The 16,255-nt window shown below is 61.9% G+C and carries 16 protein-coding genes; 13 read left to right on the plus strand and 3 right to left on the minus strand.

The genetic code is table 11. The annotated features are described in order from the left end of the window. Positions 1–67 precede the first annotated feature (67 nt). The 10 genes from clpX to ABEA23_RS11560 all read left to right on the plus strand — a co-directional run bounded on the left by clpX (position 68) and on the right by ABEA23_RS11560 (position 9,010). Positions 68–1,360, plus strand: coding sequence for an ATP-dependent Clp protease ATP-binding subunit ClpX (gene clpX, locus ABEA23_RS11515; RefSeq protein ID WP_345478156.1), 1,293 nt, complete (start codon positions 68–70; stop codon positions 1,358–1,360). A 98-nt stretch (positions 1,361–1,458) separates the two neighbouring features. Next, positions 1,459–2,769 (plus strand): extracellular solute-binding protein, encoded by a 1,311-nt coding sequence (locus tag ABEA23_RS11520; protein WP_425577174.1) that lies wholly within the window; start codon positions 1,459–1,461, stop codon positions 2,767–2,769. Further along, entirely contained in the window at positions 2,766–3,737 is a 972-nt protein-coding gene (locus tag ABEA23_RS11525) for a carbohydrate ABC transporter permease (RefSeq protein WP_345478158.1), read from the plus strand. Before ABEA23_RS11520 ends, ABEA23_RS11525 begins: the two co-directional genes overlap by 4 nt. A gap of 2 nt (positions 3,738–3,739) precedes the next feature. Beyond that, on the plus strand, positions 3,740–4,588 hold the full coding sequence (locus ABEA23_RS11530; protein WP_260073720.1) for a carbohydrate ABC transporter permease: 849 nt from the start codon (positions 3,740–3,742) through the stop codon (positions 4,586–4,588). 17 nt (positions 4,589–4,605) lie between these two features. After that, complete coding sequence (locus ABEA23_RS11535; RefSeq protein WP_345478159.1) at positions 4,606–5,847, plus strand: ABC transporter ATP-binding protein; 1,242 nt, start codon at positions 4,606–4,608, stop codon at positions 5,845–5,847. Between the two features lie 92 nt (positions 5,848–5,939). Further along, positions 5,940–6,326 (plus strand): glycine cleavage system protein GcvH, encoded by a 387-nt coding sequence (gcvH, locus tag ABEA23_RS11540; RefSeq protein WP_345478160.1) that lies wholly within the window; start codon positions 5,940–5,942, stop codon positions 6,324–6,326. Positions 6,327–6,378: 52 nt separating this feature from the next. Then, entirely contained in the window at positions 6,379–6,810 is a 432-nt protein-coding gene (locus ABEA23_RS11545) for an FHA domain-containing protein (protein ID WP_345478161.1), read from the plus strand. A 74-nt stretch (positions 6,811–6,884) separates the two neighbouring features. After that, positions 6,885–7,643, plus strand: a complete 759-nt coding sequence (gene ftsR, locus ABEA23_RS11550) for a transcriptional regulator FtsR (RefSeq protein ID WP_260073724.1) — start codon at positions 6,885–6,887, stop codon at positions 7,641–7,643. A 57-nt stretch (positions 7,644–7,700) separates the two neighbouring features. Then, positions 7,701–8,273: a bifunctional nuclease family protein gene (locus ABEA23_RS11555; RefSeq protein ID WP_345478162.1), complete on the plus strand. Its 573-nt coding sequence runs from the start codon at positions 7,701–7,703 to the stop codon at positions 8,271–8,273. Between the two features lie 110 nt (positions 8,274–8,383). Next, complete coding sequence (locus ABEA23_RS11560) at positions 8,384–9,010, plus strand: MerR family transcriptional regulator (RefSeq protein ID WP_345478163.1); 627 nt, start codon at positions 8,384–8,386, stop codon at positions 9,008–9,010. 97 nt (positions 9,011–9,107) lie between these two features. Here the strand turns inward: ABEA23_RS11560 and ABEA23_RS11565 are convergent, their stop codons facing one another. Both ABEA23_RS11565 and ABEA23_RS11570 read right to left on the minus strand, forming a co-directional pair. Continuing rightward, the gene (locus tag ABEA23_RS11565; protein WP_044492839.1) at positions 9,108–9,911 is read right to left on the minus strand and encodes a ParA family protein; all 804 of its coding nucleotides are present in this window, start codon (positions 9,909–9,911) and stop codon (positions 9,108–9,110) included. A gap of 112 nt (positions 9,912–10,023) precedes the next feature. Next, a complete protein-coding gene (locus ABEA23_RS11570; protein ID WP_044492838.1) occupies positions 10,024–10,353 on the minus strand; it encodes a putative quinol monooxygenase in 330 nt (109 codons plus the stop codon). Positions 10,354–10,448: 95 nt separating this feature from the next. Here ABEA23_RS11570 and ABEA23_RS11575 point away from each other — a divergent pair, with 95 nt between their 5' ends. Beyond that, positions 10,449–11,927: a mycothione reductase gene (locus tag ABEA23_RS11575; protein ID WP_345478164.1), complete on the plus strand. Its 1,479-nt coding sequence runs from the start codon at positions 10,449–10,451 to the stop codon at positions 11,925–11,927. Between the two features lie 92 nt (positions 11,928–12,019). Continuing rightward, positions 12,020–12,622 carry a mycothiol-dependent nitroreductase Rv2466c family protein gene (locus ABEA23_RS11580; RefSeq protein WP_345478165.1) on the plus strand — a complete coding sequence of 201 codons (603 nt, stop codon included), beginning with the start codon at positions 12,020–12,022 and terminating at the stop codon, positions 12,620–12,622. A 123-nt stretch (positions 12,623–12,745) separates the two neighbouring features. On the opposite strand, the gene ABEA23_RS11585 is transcribed toward ABEA23_RS11580, so the two are convergent. Then, positions 12,746–13,507, minus strand: coding sequence for an SDR family oxidoreductase (locus ABEA23_RS11585; protein WP_345478166.1), 762 nt, complete (start codon positions 13,505–13,507; stop codon positions 12,746–12,748). A 94-nt stretch (positions 13,508–13,601) separates the two neighbouring features. Between ABEA23_RS11585 and valS the strand changes: the two genes are divergently transcribed. Further along, entirely contained in the window at positions 13,602–16,226 is a 2,625-nt protein-coding gene (gene valS, locus ABEA23_RS11590; RefSeq protein ID WP_345478167.1) for a valine--tRNA ligase, read from the plus strand. Positions 16,227–16,255: the final 29 nt, after the last annotated feature.

The raw sequence follows: 16,255 nt of genomic DNA on the forward strand, positions 1-16,255 counted from the left end.
TGCAGTGTTCGTGCGGGACTCCCGTGCGAGATGACCGTCCGATGCAGTCCTCAAGGGGTAACCTTCCATGGCACGAATTGGTGAGAGCGCTGACCTGCTGAAGTGCTCATTCTGTGGCAAGAGCCAGAAGCAGGTGCGCTATAAGCTCATCGCTGGCCCAGGGGTCTACATCTGCGACGAGTGCATCGAGCTGTGCAACGAGATCATCGAGGAGTACCTGAACGAGGTTCAGGAGACCGATGACCTCGAGCTGCCCACGCCCAAGGAGATCTTCGAGTTCCTGGATGAATATGTGGTGGGCCAGACCCGAGCTAAGCGCACTCTGGCGGTCGCGGTTCACAACCACTACAAGCGGATCCAGGCCAGCGGATCAGCCGGTAAGACAACCTCCCTGGAGAAGGGACCCTACGACGACGTCGAAATCGGCAAGTCCAATATTCTGATGGTCGGCCCCACCGGTTCCGGCAAGACCTATCTTGCACAATCTCTGGCGAAGAAGCTGCAGGTTCCGTTCATCGTTGCTGACGCCACCAGCCTGACCGAAGCCGGTTATGTGGGCGAGGATGTGGAGAACATCCTGCTGAAGCTCATCCAAGCCGCCGACGGGGACGTGAAGAAGGCCGAGCAGGGCATCGTCTACATCGATGAGATCGACAAGATCTCCCGTAAGTCGGAGAACCCCTCCATTACTCGTGACGTCTCCGGCGAGGGCGTGCAGCAGGCACTGCTGAAGATCCTTGAAGGCACGACAGCCTCGGTAGCTCCGCAGGGCGGGCGCAAACACCCCCAGCAGGAGTTCATCCAGATCAACACCTCGAACATCCTGTTCATTGTGGCCGGCGCCTTCGCCGGGCTGGAGGAGATCATCGAGTCGCGAGCCGGCCGTAAGGGCATTGGCTTCGGCGCACCATTGAGCACCATCACCCGCGGTGAGGTCAGCTACGCCGACGTTGAGCCCGAGGACCTGCATAAATTCGGACTCATCCCCGAGTTCATCGGCCGTCTTCCGGTGGTGGCCACCGTGGACGAACTCGACGACGCCGCGCTGACTGACATCCTCACCAAGCCACGCAATGCGCTGATCAAGCAGTACCAGAAGATCTTCTCGCTGGATGACATCGAACTGGAGTTCACAGATGAGGCGGTGGCCGCCGTCGTCGAACTTGCTCAGGCCCGGGGTACCGGCGCACGTGGTCTGCGCTCCATCCTTGAAGCAACTCTGGGTTCAGTGATGTTTGAGCTGCCCGGCCGAGATGACATTGCGGCAGTGACCATCACCGAAGAAGTCGTCCGGGATGCTGCTGAACCAGTCCTTCTCACGCGCAACGAGGCTAAGAAACTCCGCAAGAAGTCTGCCTAGGGCGGCACCAGCCCCGTTTCTCCAGCAAGTCCAGCTTACGTCCAGGTCACATGCCGATGATGTGATCAGCGTTACCTAGATGGATGGCTGGAGAAACCATGACGACAACTGGAGGCGCAAGGCGCCGACGAGGTCACATCGGCATCGGAGCCGTTGCCATGACCGCGGCTCTGCTACTGACTAGCTGCGGCGACGGCGACGACACCCCAGTACTGACCTGGTACATCAACCCAGACGACGGCGGCCAGCAGGCCCTTGCAGAAAAGTGCACGGAGGAAGCCGACGGCGCCTACCGCATCCAGACTTCGCTGCTGCCCAACGATGCCCCCTCACAGCGAGAGCAGCTAGCCCGGCGTCTTGCGGCAGGGGACTCCTCACTGGACATCATGTCCCTGGATCCACCGTTCATCCCCGAACTGGCCGAACCCGGGTTCCTCGCTCCAGTTCCCGACGATGTCGCGGAGCGGACCACCCAGGACACCCTGGAAGGCGCCCTGGCAGGGGCCACCTGGAACGACGAGCTCGTCACCGTCCCATTCTGGGCCAATACTCAGATTCTCTGGTACCGGAAATCGGTGGCTGAAGAGGCGGGGCTGGACATGAGCCAGCCAGTGACCTGGGAAGAGGTCATCGACGCCGCCATTGAGCAGGACAAGTACCTGGGGGTGCAGGGCATCCGGGCCGAGTCCATGACCGTCTGGGTCAATGCACTCATCGAATCCCAGGGTGAGTCTGTGATTGTTGATCCGGCCGCCTCAGCAGAAGAGTTAGAGACCAACCTCGACTCCGAGGCCGGACGAAACGCCGCTGAGATTCTGGGGCGAATCGGCTCTGAAGGACTCGGCGGCCCAGGCATCGCGTCTATGGACGAGAATCAGTCGATGCTGCTCTTCCAGCGTGACAGCGGTTCCTTCATGGTGAACTGGCCCTTCGTCTGGGCAGCTACCAACGCTGCGGCAGAAGAAGGCAGCTTGGACTCATCCCTGCCCGAGGACATCGGCTGGGCACCCTATCCGCAGGTGGATGAAGACACTCCTGCCGCGGCACCGCTGGGTGGCATCAACCTGGGCGTGGGAGCAGAGTCCGAGCACCCAGATCTGGCATTCCAGGCGATCGAGTGCATCGTGACCCCGGAGAACCAGGCAGAATACTTCGTCACCAACGGCAATCCGCCGTCCTCCGCGTCAGCCTTTGAAGATCCCCGGATCGAGGAGGACTATCCGATGGCCGACACCATCCGCGAGGCACTGGACGGGGCGGCACCCCGGCCGCAGACCCCGTTCTACAACGAAATCTCCGAGGTCATTCAGGAATCCTTCACTCCGGTCTCCGGTGTGGACCCCGATTCCACTCCGGCCGAAGCTGACCGTTACATCACTGACGTCCTGCGAGGGGAGCGCCTGCTGTGAGCACAACCTCCGAATCCAAGCGCGGAAGCATAGCCCGGGCAAAGTCCCGCCGGGCCCGCTCGGAAGCCCGGCTCGGCTGGCTGCTGGCGGGTCCCGCATTCTTCCTCATGGTGGCGGTGACCGCCTATCCCATCGCGCAGGCCGTCTTCGACTCGATGTTCGCCTTCCGACTGACCGCGCCGGATGACCGAGCCTTCGTCTTCCTGGACAACTACATCCTGTTGTTCACTGACTGGGGTTTCTGGCGTCCGTTCCTGGTCACCGTGGTCATCACTATCATCACTGTGGCGGTGGAGCTGGTCTTAGGCTTCGCGCTGGCGATGGTGATGCACCGGGCGCTGAAGTCCCTGCGGGGCATGCTGCGCACCGCAATCCTGGTGCCCTACGGCATCATCACCGTGGTCTCAGCCTTCGCCTGGTACTACATGTTCGACATCAACTCAGGTTTCATCAATAACTGGTTCTCCTGGGTGCCAGGCATCAGCGCCGAGCTGGATTGGTTCGCCAATACGTGGACGGCGCTGTTCGTCATTATGGCCTCCGAGATCTGGAAGACCACGCCGTTCATCGCGCTGCTCCTCCTGGCTGGTCTGGCGCAGGTCCCCGATGAACTGGTCGAAGCAGCCAAGGTCGACGGCGCTACCTGGCGTCAGCAGCTGACCCGGGTGATCCTTCCCAATATGAAGGCGGCAATCATGGTGGCGGTGCTGTTCCGCGCACTCGATGCCTTCCGCATCTTCGACAACGTCTTCATTATGACCGGCGGTTCAGAAGGAACTGAAGTGCTCGCCCTGCTGGCATACCGGCAGTCCATCTCGCGGCTTGAGATCGGCCTTGGTTCAGCAGTCTCGGTGGTCCTCTTCGCCTGCGTGCTGCTGATGTGCTTCGCCGCCATCAAGCTCTTCAAAGTCGATCTGGCCAGCGGTACCGACGCCTCCGGCGGGAAGAAGAAAGAGGGAGGCAAGTAGTCATGGCGACATCAAAACTCAGCACACGTCAGCGGCTGAGCTGGGCGATCCTGACGATCCTGGTCCTGCTGTACGCGCTGTTCCCGGTGGCCGCCATTCTGGCCACCAGCTTCAAGACTCCGGCCGACCTGGGCAACCAGTCATTCCTTCCCAACACCTGGACCTGGGCCAACTACGAGATGATCCTGACCGGCAGCGCACAGGGACTGTTCCTCAGCGCGCTGCGCAACTCCATCGGCATCACCCTCATCTCCACCGCCATTGCGGTGGTGCTGGCCACGCTGGCCGCCTATGCCATCGCGCGGCTGAACTTTCCGGGCAAGCGGCTCATCCTGGGCGCTGCCCTTGCGGTCTCGATCTTCCCCGTGATCTCGGTGGTCACACCGCTGTTCAACCTGTGGCGCACTATCGGGCTATACGACACCTGGCTCGGCCTGATCATTCCGTACCTCTCGCTGACACTGCCCATCTCTATCTGGACGTTGTCGGCCTTCTTCCGGCAGATCCCGTGGGAACTGGAGCAGGCCGCTCAAGTGGACGGGGCTACGCAATGGCAAGCCTTCCGCAAGGCAATCGTCCCGCTGGCACTGCCAGGGGTGTTCACCACGGCGATCATTGCGTTCTTCATCGCATGGAATGACTTCGTCTACGGCATTTCGCTGACCTCCACCGAAGCCGCCCGGCCGGTGCCGGCAGCTCTGGCGTTCTTCACCGGCGCCTCACAGTTCGAGGAGCCCACCGGGGCGATCTCGGCGGCGGCGATCGTGGTGACCATCCCCGTCGTCGTACTTGTTCTCCTCTTCCAGCGGCAGATCGTCGCAGGCCTGACCCAAGGCGCCGTCAAGGGATAGCTGATAAGGATCTAGATATGGCATCAATCACATTGAAGAACATCGTCAAGAAGTACGACGACGGCTACCCGGCAGTCAACGATGTGTCTATCGAGATTGAGGACGGCGAGTTCGTCATTCTCGTGGGGCCCTCAGGCTGCGGAAAATCCACTTTGCTGCGCATGATCGTGGGATTGGAAGACATCACCGAGGGCGAGCTGCTGATCGATGGTGAACGCGTCAATGAGCAGGCACCGCGTGAACGCAATCTCGCCATGGTCTTCCAGAACTACGCGCTGTACCCCCACCTGACTGTCTACGAGAACATCGCGTTCCCGATGCGACTGGCCAAAGGGAAGTTCAGCCAGCAGCAGGTAGATGAGAAGGTCCGCCGAGCGGCAGCCATGCTGGAACTCGAAGAACACCTGGAGCGCAAACCTGGCAACCTCTCCGGCGGCCAGCGTCAGCGCGTGGCCATGGGCCGTGCCATTGTGCGTGACGCCAACGCCTTCCTCTTCGATGAGCCGCTCTCCAACCTCGATGCCAAACTGCGCGGTCAGATGCGCGCAGAAATCTCACAGCTGCAGACCAAACTGGGCACCACCAGCGTCTACGTCACCCACGACCAGACTGAGGCCATGACCTTGGGCGATCGGGTGGCCGTCCTGAAGAAGGGCGAACTGCAGCAGATCGCTTCCCCTCGGGAACTCTACGAACAGCCGGTGAACCTGTTTGTCGCAGGGTTCATCGGCTCCCCATCGATGAACTTCCTGCCCGGCACCGTAGAAGGCCGCACGCTGAGGACACCGCTAGGTGACATCGAACTGAGCGAAGACACCGCCCGCGCCGGCCAAGGGCGAGACATCGTCCTGGCAGGTATCCGTCCGGAGTTCTTCGAAGATGCTGCCACTCTGGCTGAGCCGCAGCTCTCGAAGGGTTCTGTTATCTCCGCCGAGCTGAGCCACACCGAATGGCTCGGCAACGAGCAGTACGCCTATGTGTCCTACGAGAACGACCCTCGGGTGGCAGAAGCACTGCAGAACCTCGCCGAGGAAATGGATGCTGACGAACTGCGTACTCAGCTGGTCGTGACGTTGGACGCCACTTCCAGGGTGCGCGGTGGAGAGGTCGCCGATCTGTGGATCGATACTCGCCGTATCCATCTCTTCGATCCCGCCACCGGGGAGAACCTCACCCGTGACGCAGAAGCTGGTGCAGAGCTGACTCAGCGGGCCCGAGAGGAACGCAAACAGGATCAGGAGCGCGCTTCTAGAAGCTGACACCGCCTGCCAGGGATGTCTCGAATCTACTTCGGGAGGTGCTAAGTTGTGAGGAGATACACAGGCACCAACCAGGAGCGGAGTACACCCTCATGAGCAGCATCCCCGCAGATCTGAAGTACAGCGCCGAGCACGAGTGGGTGGCTCCGGCAGGCACAGAGGGTGTGGTGCGCATCGGCATCACCGATTTTGCTCAGGACGCCCTCGGCGAAGTGGTTTACGTGGAGCACCCTGAGGTGGGTTCCGCCGTCGCCGCCGGTGACGTGGTCGGAGAAGTGGAGTCCACCAAGTCTGTCTCGGACATCTACGCGCCCGTGGCCGGTGAGATCGTGGCAGTCAACGAAGCGCTCAGCGACGAGCCGCAGGCTATCAACGCTGACCCCTATGGCGCCGGCTGGCTCTTTGAGCTGAAGCTGGCTGCTGAGTCGGGTGTTGATAGCCTTCTCAGTGCTGACGATTACACCCGGCAGGTCGGCTGACTGCTATATAGTGGTGACCCGACCCGAGAGCAACATCTGAGAGGAGGTCGCCGTGGAAGCTACACGACCTGGCCACGACGAAAGCGCCAGCGAAACCACATCAATTTCGCTCCCGCCTACCCAGGGAGGCCCCACAGAGGCGAAGGTCTCTGAGCAGGACACCAAGGCCATCGGCGCCCTTCCGAAGGACTCCGCTCTGCTGATCGCTCACTCCGGAGCCAATCAGGGCGCTCGGTTCCTCCTTGATCAGTCAGTGACCACTGTGGGTCGCCACCCAGAAGCTGACATCTTCCTCGATGACGTGACAGTTTCGCGCCGTCATCTGAAGTTCCACCGCGTGGAGGGCGGATTCGAGCTCGAGGATCTCGGCAGCCTTAATGGCACCTATGTCAACCATGACCGAGTTGACCGCTATGTACTGAAGACCGGCGATGAGGTGCAGATCGGCAAGTTCCGGCTCACCTACTACTCCGGCACCAAATAACCGGGATTTGTTGGACGGCACGCTATTCTGGGGCTGACTTCTTTCCTTCCCCTGAGCCCGAAAGAGGATACGCAGTGAGTGCCTCACCCGCACGCGAGCCTAAACCGGCGGCCGACGTCGGCGACCCAGCCAAAACCCATGTCTTCACTATCTCCGAGGTACTGCGCGAACTTCAGCATGAGTTCCCCGACCTCAGCGCTTCCAAGCTGCGTTTCTTGGAGGAACGCGATCTCGTAGAGCCTGCCCGCACTCCCTCGGGTTACCGCAAGTACTGTGCCGCAGATGTAGAGCGGCTGCGCTTCATCCTGGCGTTGCAGCGGGACCGGTATATGCCCCTGGATGTCATCAAGCAGACCATGGATGCCATTGACCGCGGGGAAACACCGGAGGCGCTTCCTGAATCCGCCCCGGTAGGCCCGCGCGAGGTCACCGGTGAGATGGCTGCAGCTATTACCGGACGCAGTAGGCCCATGAGCCGAAAGGAACTGCGCGCACTTTCCGGGGCGACCCGGGGGATGCTGGACACCCTGGAGAAGTTCCGGATCATCACGGCCGATGCACAGGGCAACTACAGCCATCACGACCTCAAAGCCGTCAAGGCTGTTCGGGTGCTTGCCCGCTACGGCCTTGAGCCCAAGCATCTGGTCGGCATTCGCCGCTCGGCCGACGGCGAGCTGGACCTGATCGCCCGTGCCATGGCTCCACATGCGGCACGCAAAGACGCAGCTGCGCGGGCCAGGGTGGCGGAGTCTTCTAAGGAGATGCTCCAGTCGCTGAAAGACTTGCGGGCATCCATCATGGACTCCGCAGTCGAACAGATCGACAAGAGCTGACCCCCCCCCGGAAGCCACGGGTGCCTGCGGGGAGTTTCAACCTCTACACTGAAAGTTATGGATGACCGTCAGGTCCGACTCAGTGTGGTCGGTGTACGGGTAGAACTGCCCAGCAACCAGCCCGTGCTGATCCTGCGCGGTGCAGCGCCAGAAGACCACAAGCACCATGTGGCAATCGTGGTGGGCCCCGCCGAAGCGGCCGCGGTAGCTCGTGCGCTGCAGGGTGAGACTCCGGTGCGTCCCATGACCCACGATCTTCTGGCAGAGAGCCTAGAGCTTCTGGGTGGGGGAGTGGTCGCCATCGAACTTGGCCTTCTGGATCCCAGTACTTACTTCGGCAGCATTCGGTTGGGGACGGGCCAGGTTCTCGATGCACGTGCCTCTGACGCGGTGGCCCTGGCGGTCCGGGTGCACTGCCCGGTCACCATGAGCCGGGAGACTCTCCTGGAAGTCTCGGTCTCACCGCGCTACAGTCCCTCAGCTCGAGCGGACCAAGAAACTGACAGCCCGGCAGCGGCAGGAGCCCACGAAGGGCTGCCCAACCGCCGGGGCCCGATCTCCGAGGAAGAGATCCGACAGTTCCATAAATTCTTGGATGAGGCGGGGCCCGAAGATTTCAAAAATTCGTAATACGACGCGCAGAAACCATAACGCCATTTTATGGTCCTGCGCCGATACACTGGATAAAGATCGCAAGCACGAGCGCTGTCACAGCGCACGTAGAGTACGGAAGGTGACCGGTGAGTCTGGATTCAAGCGCTGAGACGCGCAAGACTGCGCAGCCGAGAGCAGCCGCCGCCCAGGAGCCGCTCTTCGTAGACGGACTGCCTGATCTCAACGAAGAGATGGGTTATCGGGGCCCGGTGGCGTGCGCTGCCGCAGGTATCACCTACCGTCAGCTGGACTACTGGGCACGCACCAAGCTGGTGGAGCCATCGCTGCGCAACGCCGCCGGTTCCGGTTCAGCGCGGCTGTACTCTTTCCGGGACATCCTGGTGCTCAAAGTCGTCAAGCGCCTCCTTGATACCGGCGTTTCCCTCCAGCAGATCCGCGCGGCTATCGAGCACCTGCGTGAGCGCGGGGTCGAAGACTTGGCGCAGATTACTCTCATGTCCGACGGCGCGAGCGTCTACGAATGTACGTCCTCCGACGAAGTCATCGACCTGGTCCAGGGCGGTCAGGGCGTTTTCGGCATCGCCGTAGGCCGCGTGTGGCGTGAGGTGGAAGGCAGTCTGGCTGAACTCCCACGCGAACGCACACAGCAGGCAAAGCCAGTCCTGGACGCTTCAGTCCACCATGGCGATGAGGCGCTGAGCGCTCAGGACGAGCTAGCAGAACTGCGGGCTCGCAGGCAGCAGGCGTCTTAACACTCACCGGCTATGAAAAAAGGTCCTCCCGAAAGGGTAGGACCTTTTTTCATAGCCGGAGGATGTTCATTACTGAAGGCCAGCTGAGGAAATAACCTCAGCGCATTGCTTTGGCTGGGACCAGCTGTTTCAATAGTTCATCAAAACTCTTGGCCATATCGCGTACCTGGTCGCTGGGCCACTGGTGAACCGGGTAGGCAGCCCCCTGGATCTGCTGCCACGAGGGGTTCTCCTCCAGAACGGGGAGCATCAGCTTGTCCTGATACAGCCGCTCCATCTCCAGTAGCCGGTACTCGTGCTCGACGGAATCGGCCCGTGCCCGATTGACCACTACACCGGCCTGAGTCAGCTGCGGGGCGAACTCATTGGAAAACATGCGAATAGCGCGCATGGTGCGTTCAGTGCCGGCCACAGAGAAGAGGCTGGGTTCCGCCACTAGGAGAACCTGGTGTGCTGCCGCCCACGCGATACGAGTCAATCCAGAAAGCGACGGCGGGCAGTCAACGAGAACCAGGTCATAGCCGCTCAGCCCGTGCAGCAGAGTCTTCAGGCGCTTCATATCCTTGTGTCGGATATCCGGGCGGTCAAAGGTAGCTGAGAGCGCGGAGCCGACAATGACATCGAGCACCGCAGAGGAGCGCTGGTCTTCAGGCAGCAGATCTACCCAACCGGATCGGACAGCGTGCTCGGCGATATTCGCCCGGCGGGCTTCCCGGAGGAGCAAGCCTGCCTCACGGCCGGCCCCGCGGGACACAGACAGGCCAGTGGTGGCATCAGCATGGGGATCCAGGTCTATTACCAGGGTCCTGACGCCGCTGTTGAGGGCGGCAGAAGCCAGGCCCATAGTGACCGAGGTCTTCCCGACCCCGCCTTTCAGACTGGACACACTCAGAATCTGCACCCTTCCATCATAGGGATGAAGAAAGCCCCCGTGGTGGACCACGGGGGCGCGCCCTTCAAATGCGCATCAGCTGCTCGACAGAGCGCTGTCTTTCAGCCGCGCGAAGAGGGTGTTAGTCGATCTTCATCTCGCCCATTTCATCCCAACCATCGCCCTCAACCTGACGGGAGACGATCTTCGGAGTGGAGGCCAGCGCCTGGTACATGGGGCCCTCAGGGGAGATGGCCCTCTGGAAGTGCTCGGAGGTCACATGGGGTTCCGCGGCGTCGTCGTCAAATGCCTCAAGCAGCACATATTCATTCGGGTTCTCCAGGCTGCGGGACCATTCGAACCACTTATTGCCCGGCTCAGCGCGAGTGGCCTCAGTGAACTCCCTAACAATCTCAGGCCACTGTTCGGCGAACTCCGGCTTGGTCTCAAACTTCACGGCAATGAAAATCATCTTTTCTCCTCATAGTGGGCAGGGGATGGGTTCGTCATGTCACTTTATGAGACATAGTGGGCGTTCATGAAGCTCCGCGGTCCTAGGATGGGCGTATGGCCCTCACACTGCGTCCAGATCTGGCAATCATCGGTTCAGGCTCCGGAAACTCCCTGATCACGCCCTTTTGGGATGACAAGCAGGTGGTGCTGGCCGATAAAGGCATCGACTCCACCGGAGCGTTCGGCGGCACGTGTCTGAATGTGGGCTGCATTCCCACCAAAATGTACGTCCGGCCCTCAGCTCTGTCCCGAGTACCGCAGGAAGCAGCCCAGGTGGGCGTCACCATCGGCGCTGCAACAGCGGACTGGCCAGCTATTCGGGACCGGATCTTTGCCCGCATCGACGCCGTCTCGGAAGGGGGGCGTGAGTACCGGGAGAACCTGGACAACGTCACGCTGCTGAGTGAAATGGTCACGCTCACCGGGCCTAAGACCTTCAGCACACAAACTGGTGGTTCCGATACCGAGGTGCAGGCCGATCAGTTAGTGATCGCCGCAGGCTCCCGGCCCATCCTGCCGGATATTCCCGGTATGGATCTGCCCCAGGTCCATACCTCGGAGACCATCATGCGCCTAGAAGACCTGCCCGGCCGGGTCCTGATCGTGGGCGGTGGGTATATCGCCTGTGAGTTCGCCGGTATTTTCTCCGGGTTGGGTAGTGACGTGGTCCAGATCAACCGGAGTCAGGGGCTGATGACCCAGCTCGACGACGACATCTCGGATGCCTATTCCGCCGAGGCCGAGAAGAACTGGAGCGTGCGGTATCAGCGCACCCTGGCCGCCGTCGAACCATTGGAGCGGTCAAGCTCGGGACAAGGCGAGGGGCCTGGGGGCGTCCGCGCACATCTGGTGACCTCGGATGGGCGCGCAGAAGAACTGGAGGTGGACATTATTCTGGTGGCCATCGGCCGGAAGCCCAACAGCGACTTGGTCGGAGCCGCAGAAGCCGGACTGGATCTGCATCCCGATGGCCGGATTGCAGTGGACGAATACCAGCGCGTGCTCTCCGGGGGTCAACCGGTGGAAGGGCTCTACGCATTGGGGGACATCTGCTCCGAAGCCATGCTTAAACACGTAGCCAACCATGAAGCACGGGTGGTGGCCCACAACCTCGAGAACCCGCACAACCTTCGTCCGGTGCGGCACTATGCCATTCCCTCAGCGATCTTCTCCTACCCGGAGATTGCGCAGGTGGGGCTCACCGAGGCTCAGGCAAACGAAGCCATCGGCGCTGAGAACGTGACGACCAAGACTCAGAAGTACGGGGATACCGCGTACGGCTGGGCCATGGAGGACAGCTACGGAATCTTCAAGGTCATCGCCGATAAACGCAGCGGTGAAATCCTCGGGGCCCACGCTATGGGCTACCAATCGTCAAATCTGATCCAGCCCATCACCCACGCCATGAGCTTCGGACAGGATGCTTACACAGTGGCCCGCGGCCAGTACTGGATCCACCCGGCGCTGATGGAAGTCACCGAAAACGCCTTGCTGGGCCTTGATGTCCCGGTACCGGAGAACGCTCCGCTTTAGGGAGAGCGGAATGACAGCGAGGAGCCTGCGGTTGGTCACTGATGGAACCATCCGCATGAACCTCATCACAAGGAACTGATTAAGGAGCTGCAATGGCTGAGCGCGTTGATTTCTGGTTCGATCCCCTGTGCCCCTTCGCCTGGGTGACCTCCCGGTGGATCCTGGAGGTGGAGAAGGTCCGCGATATTGAAGTGCACTGGAATGTGATGAGCCTGGGTGTCCTCAATGAGGACAAGAACCCTTCGCCAGCACAAGACCCAGAGCAGCTGGCGCGCTGGACGCCGTCGCGGGCCGCAATCGCCGTGGAACTGGCCCATGGTGAGGAGAAGGTGGGCGAGTTCTACACGGCTGCCGGAACCGAAATCCACAACAACGGCAATAAGGACTACATCTCCGCTACCGCTACGGCGCTTGAGGCCATCGGCGCCGAGGCCGCGCTGCTTGAGGACGCTCAGACCGAGAAGTACGACGAACGTCTGCGTGCCTCGCATGCGGCCGGAATCTCCAAGGTCGGCACCGATGTGGGAACGCCCATCGTGGCCTTCGGCGATACCGCCTTCTTCGGCCCGGTCATCACCCGTATCCCGCGTGGAGAAGAAGCCGGGAAGATCTTCGACGGTGCCGTGGCGCTGGCCCAGTACCCGTACTTCTTCGAGCTCAAGCGCAGCCGCACGGAGTCCCCGCAGTTCGACTGAACTGAATCCGCCGAAAACGTAAAGAAACTGCCGGAACTCGACCCAAAACAGGGGGAGTTCCGGCAGTTTCTTTACGCAATTCCTCAGGGTGTGGGCCCGCAGCGTGGGCGGCCCGCTGAAGTCTCAGAGCTTGCGGATGACCTTGTGCTGGGCGGCCTGCGCCACCGGACGCACCACCACCTGGTCCAGGTTGATGTGATGCGGCAGTGTCACCGCGTGAGCGATCACCTCGGCGACGTCCTCGGCCACCAGCGGCTGCTCCACACCTGCATAGACCTTCTCTGCAGCAGCGGCATCACCGCGCAGTCGCTTGGCCGAGAACTCATCGGTCTTGACCATGCCCGGCAGCACCTCGATGACGCGGATGTTGTTCTCCGCTTCTTCTAAGCGCAGCGCTCCGGTCAGCGCATGCTCACCGAACTTCGCCGCGTTGTATCCGCCGCCGCCCTCGTAGGCGACCAACCCCGCGGTGGAGGTGACGTTCAGAATGGTGCCCTCACCATGGGCCCGCAGCATCGGCAGGAATGTCTGGATCATATTCAGCGCGCCCAGGACGTTGACCTCATACATCCAACGCCAGTCCTCCGCGGCCCCTTCAGCTACTGTGTCCAGGCCCAGCGCCCCACCGGCATTGTTGATCAGGGTGTCGATCCCGCCCTCAGCGGTGACCTTCTCCAGGGCCGCGGCCACCTGCGCGGGATCAGTCACGTCGCAGACCACCGGAATGATGCCCTCCTGCTCGGCCAGATGCTCCAGCTTCTCGGTGCGCCGTGCGACGGCGAAGACCTGCCATCCCTCTGAGGTCAGCCGGTGGGCGGTGGCGGCCCCGATACCTGATGAGGCGCCGGTGACAAGTGCTCTGCGCGTGGAGAGTTCCTGAATCATGGTCCAAGGGTAGCGGCAGGAACTTGAACGAGGGTGTTGTCGTTGGTGTATGACGTGCCCAGCCGGCACCGCCGCTCATGACAGAATGGCACCCATGGCCGAGAACATTCAGGACACAGACACGTCCACCACCAAAACTCCAGACGTCCCCGAGAAGCCCGCCCTTGAGGGACTGGAAGCCAAACTCAACGCTGCGTGGGCCGAAGAGAAGCTCTACCACTTCAACCCCGAGACCACCCGCGAGCAGGTCTACTCGATCGACACCCCGCCGCCGACCGCCTCCGGGTCCCTGCATGTGGGACATATGTTCTCCTACACCCAGACAGACGTGATGGCGCGCTATAAGCGCATGTGCGGATACAACGTCTTCTACCCACTCGGTTGGGATGACAATGGCCTGCCCACCGAGCGCCGGGTGCAGAACTACTACGGCGTGCGCTGCGATCCCTCCCAGCCCTACGACCCGGACTACCAGCCCCCGGCTGCCCCCGCCAAGAATCAGCGTGACTGGGACGCGATCAGTCGGCAGAACTTCATTGAACTGTGCGAAAAGCTCACCGTCGAAGATGAGAAGGTCTTCGAGGACCTCTTCACCCGGCTGGGACTTTCTGTGGACTGGCGGCAGACCTACCGCACTATCGAGGACAGCTCCCGGGCTGCCTCCCAGCGCGCATTCCTCAGGGATGTGCACAGCGGCAACGCCTACACCGCTGAGGCCCCTACGCTGTGGGACATCACCTTCCGCACTGCAGTGGCCCAGGCGGAGCTGGAGTCCAAGGAACGCCCCGGCGCCTACCACCGCTACCCATTCACCACTGCCGAGGGGGAGAAGGTCTTCATCGAGACCACCCGCCCGGAACTGCTGCCCTCCTGCGTGGCCTTGGTGGCCCACCCCGACGACGAGCGCTATCAGCCGCTTTTCGGCAAGACCGTGACCTCACCGCTCTTCGGCGTAGAGGTGGAGGTCAAAGCCCACCGGCTGGCAGATCCGGAGAAGGGCTCCGGCATCGCCATGATCTGTACCTTCGGCGATATGACCGACGTGACCTGGTGGCGCGAACTGCAGCTGCCCACCCGTGCGCTCATCGGCCGCGACGGACGCTTCACCCGTGAGGTGCCTGAATGGATCACCACCGACGAGGGGCGCGCCAACTACGAGCAGCTGGCCGGCAAGACCGTGCACTCGGCCAAAGAAGCCGTGGTGCAGCTGCTGCGCGAGAAGGACCTTCTCGACGGCGAACCGAAGTCGATCACCCATGCGGTGCACTTCTACGAGAAGGGCGATAAGCCGCTCGAGGTGGTCACCTCTCGGCAGTGGTACATCCGCAACGGCGGACGCGACGCTGATCGCCGCCAGGAGCTGCTGAACCGCGCCCAGGAGATCGACTGGCACCCCGGCTTTATGCGCTCCCGCTACGAGAACTGGGTGGAAGGCCTCAACGGAGACTGGCTGATCTCTCGCCAGCGCTTCTTCGGTGTGCCGATCCCGGTCTGGTACCGGTTGGACGAGGACGGCAACCCGGACTACGAGAACCCGATCCTGCCCACTGAGGACCAGCTGCCCGTGGACCCGGCCTCCCAGACAGCACCAGGATTTGATGAGTCGCTGCGCGGGGTCCCCGGTGGATTCATCGGTGAAGAGGATGTGCTCGATACCTGGGCGACCTCATCGCTCACCCCGCAGATCGCCGGGCAGTGGGAGCGCAACAACGAGCTCTTCACCACCGTGTTCCCCTATGACCTGCGTCCGCAGGGTCACGACATCATCCGCACCTGGCTCTTCGCCACGATGGTGCGCGCCCATTCCCTGCACGAATCGGTGCCGTGGACCAACACTGCGATCTCCGGTTGGATCTTGGACCCGGACCGCAAAAAGATGTCCAAGTCCAAGGGCAATGTGGTGGTCCCCAACGATGTGCTGGATCAGTTCGGCACCGATGCGGTGCGGTATTGGGCGGCCTCAGCACGGCTCGGCGCGGACACTGCTTATGAGGTCGCGCAGATGAAGATCGGTCGCCGCCTGGCAATCAAGCTGCTCAACGCCTCCAAGTTTGCGCTGGGTATGGGGGTCACCGAGGCGCATATCCTGAAACCGGGCAGCGCTGAAGCTGCTTCTCTGGAGCCGCTGGACCAGGCGCTGTTGGCTGAACTGAAGACTGTTGTGGAGCAGGCCACTAGCCATTTCGAGAACTACGATTACGCCCGTGCCCTGCAGGTCACCGAGTCCTTCTTCTGGCGCTTCACCGATGATTATGTGGAGCTGGTGAAAGACCGCGCATACGGCGGACGCGGCGAGGAGGCCCAGGCTTCGGTGCGCACAGCTTTGGCCACGACGCTGGACACCTTGCTGCGGCTATTCGCACCGGTGCTGCCATTCGCCACTGACGAGGTCTGGCGCTGGTGGCGTGCGGGTTCTGTCCACGCCGCGGCATGGCCGCAGGCTGCCGACCTCGACGGCGTCCAGGGCGACCCAGCCATGCTCGGGTCAGTGGGCGAGGCGCTTTCAGGCCTGCGCCGGGCCAAGTCCGATGCGAAGGTCAAGCAGCGCACTGAGATCCTGACCGCGCGTATCACCGGCGCGGCCGAGACACTGGCGCATCTCCAGGCCGCCCTGGACGACATTCGCGGGGCCACCCGGGCGCGCAGCCTGGAGCTGGTCAGCCAGGATGGTGCCCAGGAACTCGCCGTCAGTGAGGTGGAACTGGCCGAGGAGGAGTAATCCGCAGCGGGCCGTCCTAGCAGGCCCTC

Origin of the sequence: Nesterenkonia rhizosphaerae (assembly GCF_039544555.1) — a bacterium.
Taxonomy (GTDB): Bacteria; Actinomycetota; Actinomycetes; order Actinomycetales; family Micrococcaceae; genus Nesterenkonia; species Nesterenkonia rhizosphaerae.

Coding starts and splice junctions, on each gene's coding strand:
- ABEA23_RS11580 (WP_345478165.1), top strand. CDS start 12,020: ATGGCTGAGCGCGTTGATTTCTGGTTCGATCCCCTGTGCCCCTTCGCC.
- ABEA23_RS11585 (WP_345478166.1), bottom strand. CDS start 13,507: ATGATTCAGGAACTCTCCACGCGCAGAGCACTTGTCACCGGCGCCTCA.
- ABEA23_RS11575 (WP_345478164.1), top strand. CDS start 10,449: ATGGCCCTCACACTGCGTCCAGATCTGGCAATCATCGGTTCAGGCTCC.
- ABEA23_RS11570 (WP_044492838.1), bottom strand. CDS start 10,353: ATGATTTTCATTGCCGTGAAGTTTGAGACCAAGCCGGAGTTCGCCGAA.
- ABEA23_RS11535 (WP_345478159.1), top strand. CDS start 4,606: ATGGCATCAATCACATTGAAGAACATCGTCAAGAAGTACGACGACGGC.
- ABEA23_RS11530 (WP_260073720.1), top strand. CDS start 3,740: ATGGCGACATCAAAACTCAGCACACGTCAGCGGCTGAGCTGGGCGATC.
- valS (WP_345478167.1), top strand. CDS start 13,602: ATGGCCGAGAACATTCAGGACACAGACACGTCCACCACCAAAACTCCA.
- ABEA23_RS11555 (WP_345478162.1), top strand. CDS start 7,701: ATGGATGACCGTCAGGTCCGACTCAGTGTGGTCGGTGTACGGGTAGAA.
- clpX (WP_345478156.1), top strand. CDS start 68: ATGGCACGAATTGGTGAGAGCGCTGACCTGCTGAAGTGCTCATTCTGT.
- gcvH (WP_345478160.1), top strand. CDS start 5,940: ATGAGCAGCATCCCCGCAGATCTGAAGTACAGCGCCGAGCACGAGTGG.
- ABEA23_RS11520 (WP_425577174.1), top strand. CDS start 1,459: ATGACGACAACTGGAGGCGCAAGGCGCCGACGAGGTCACATCGGCATC.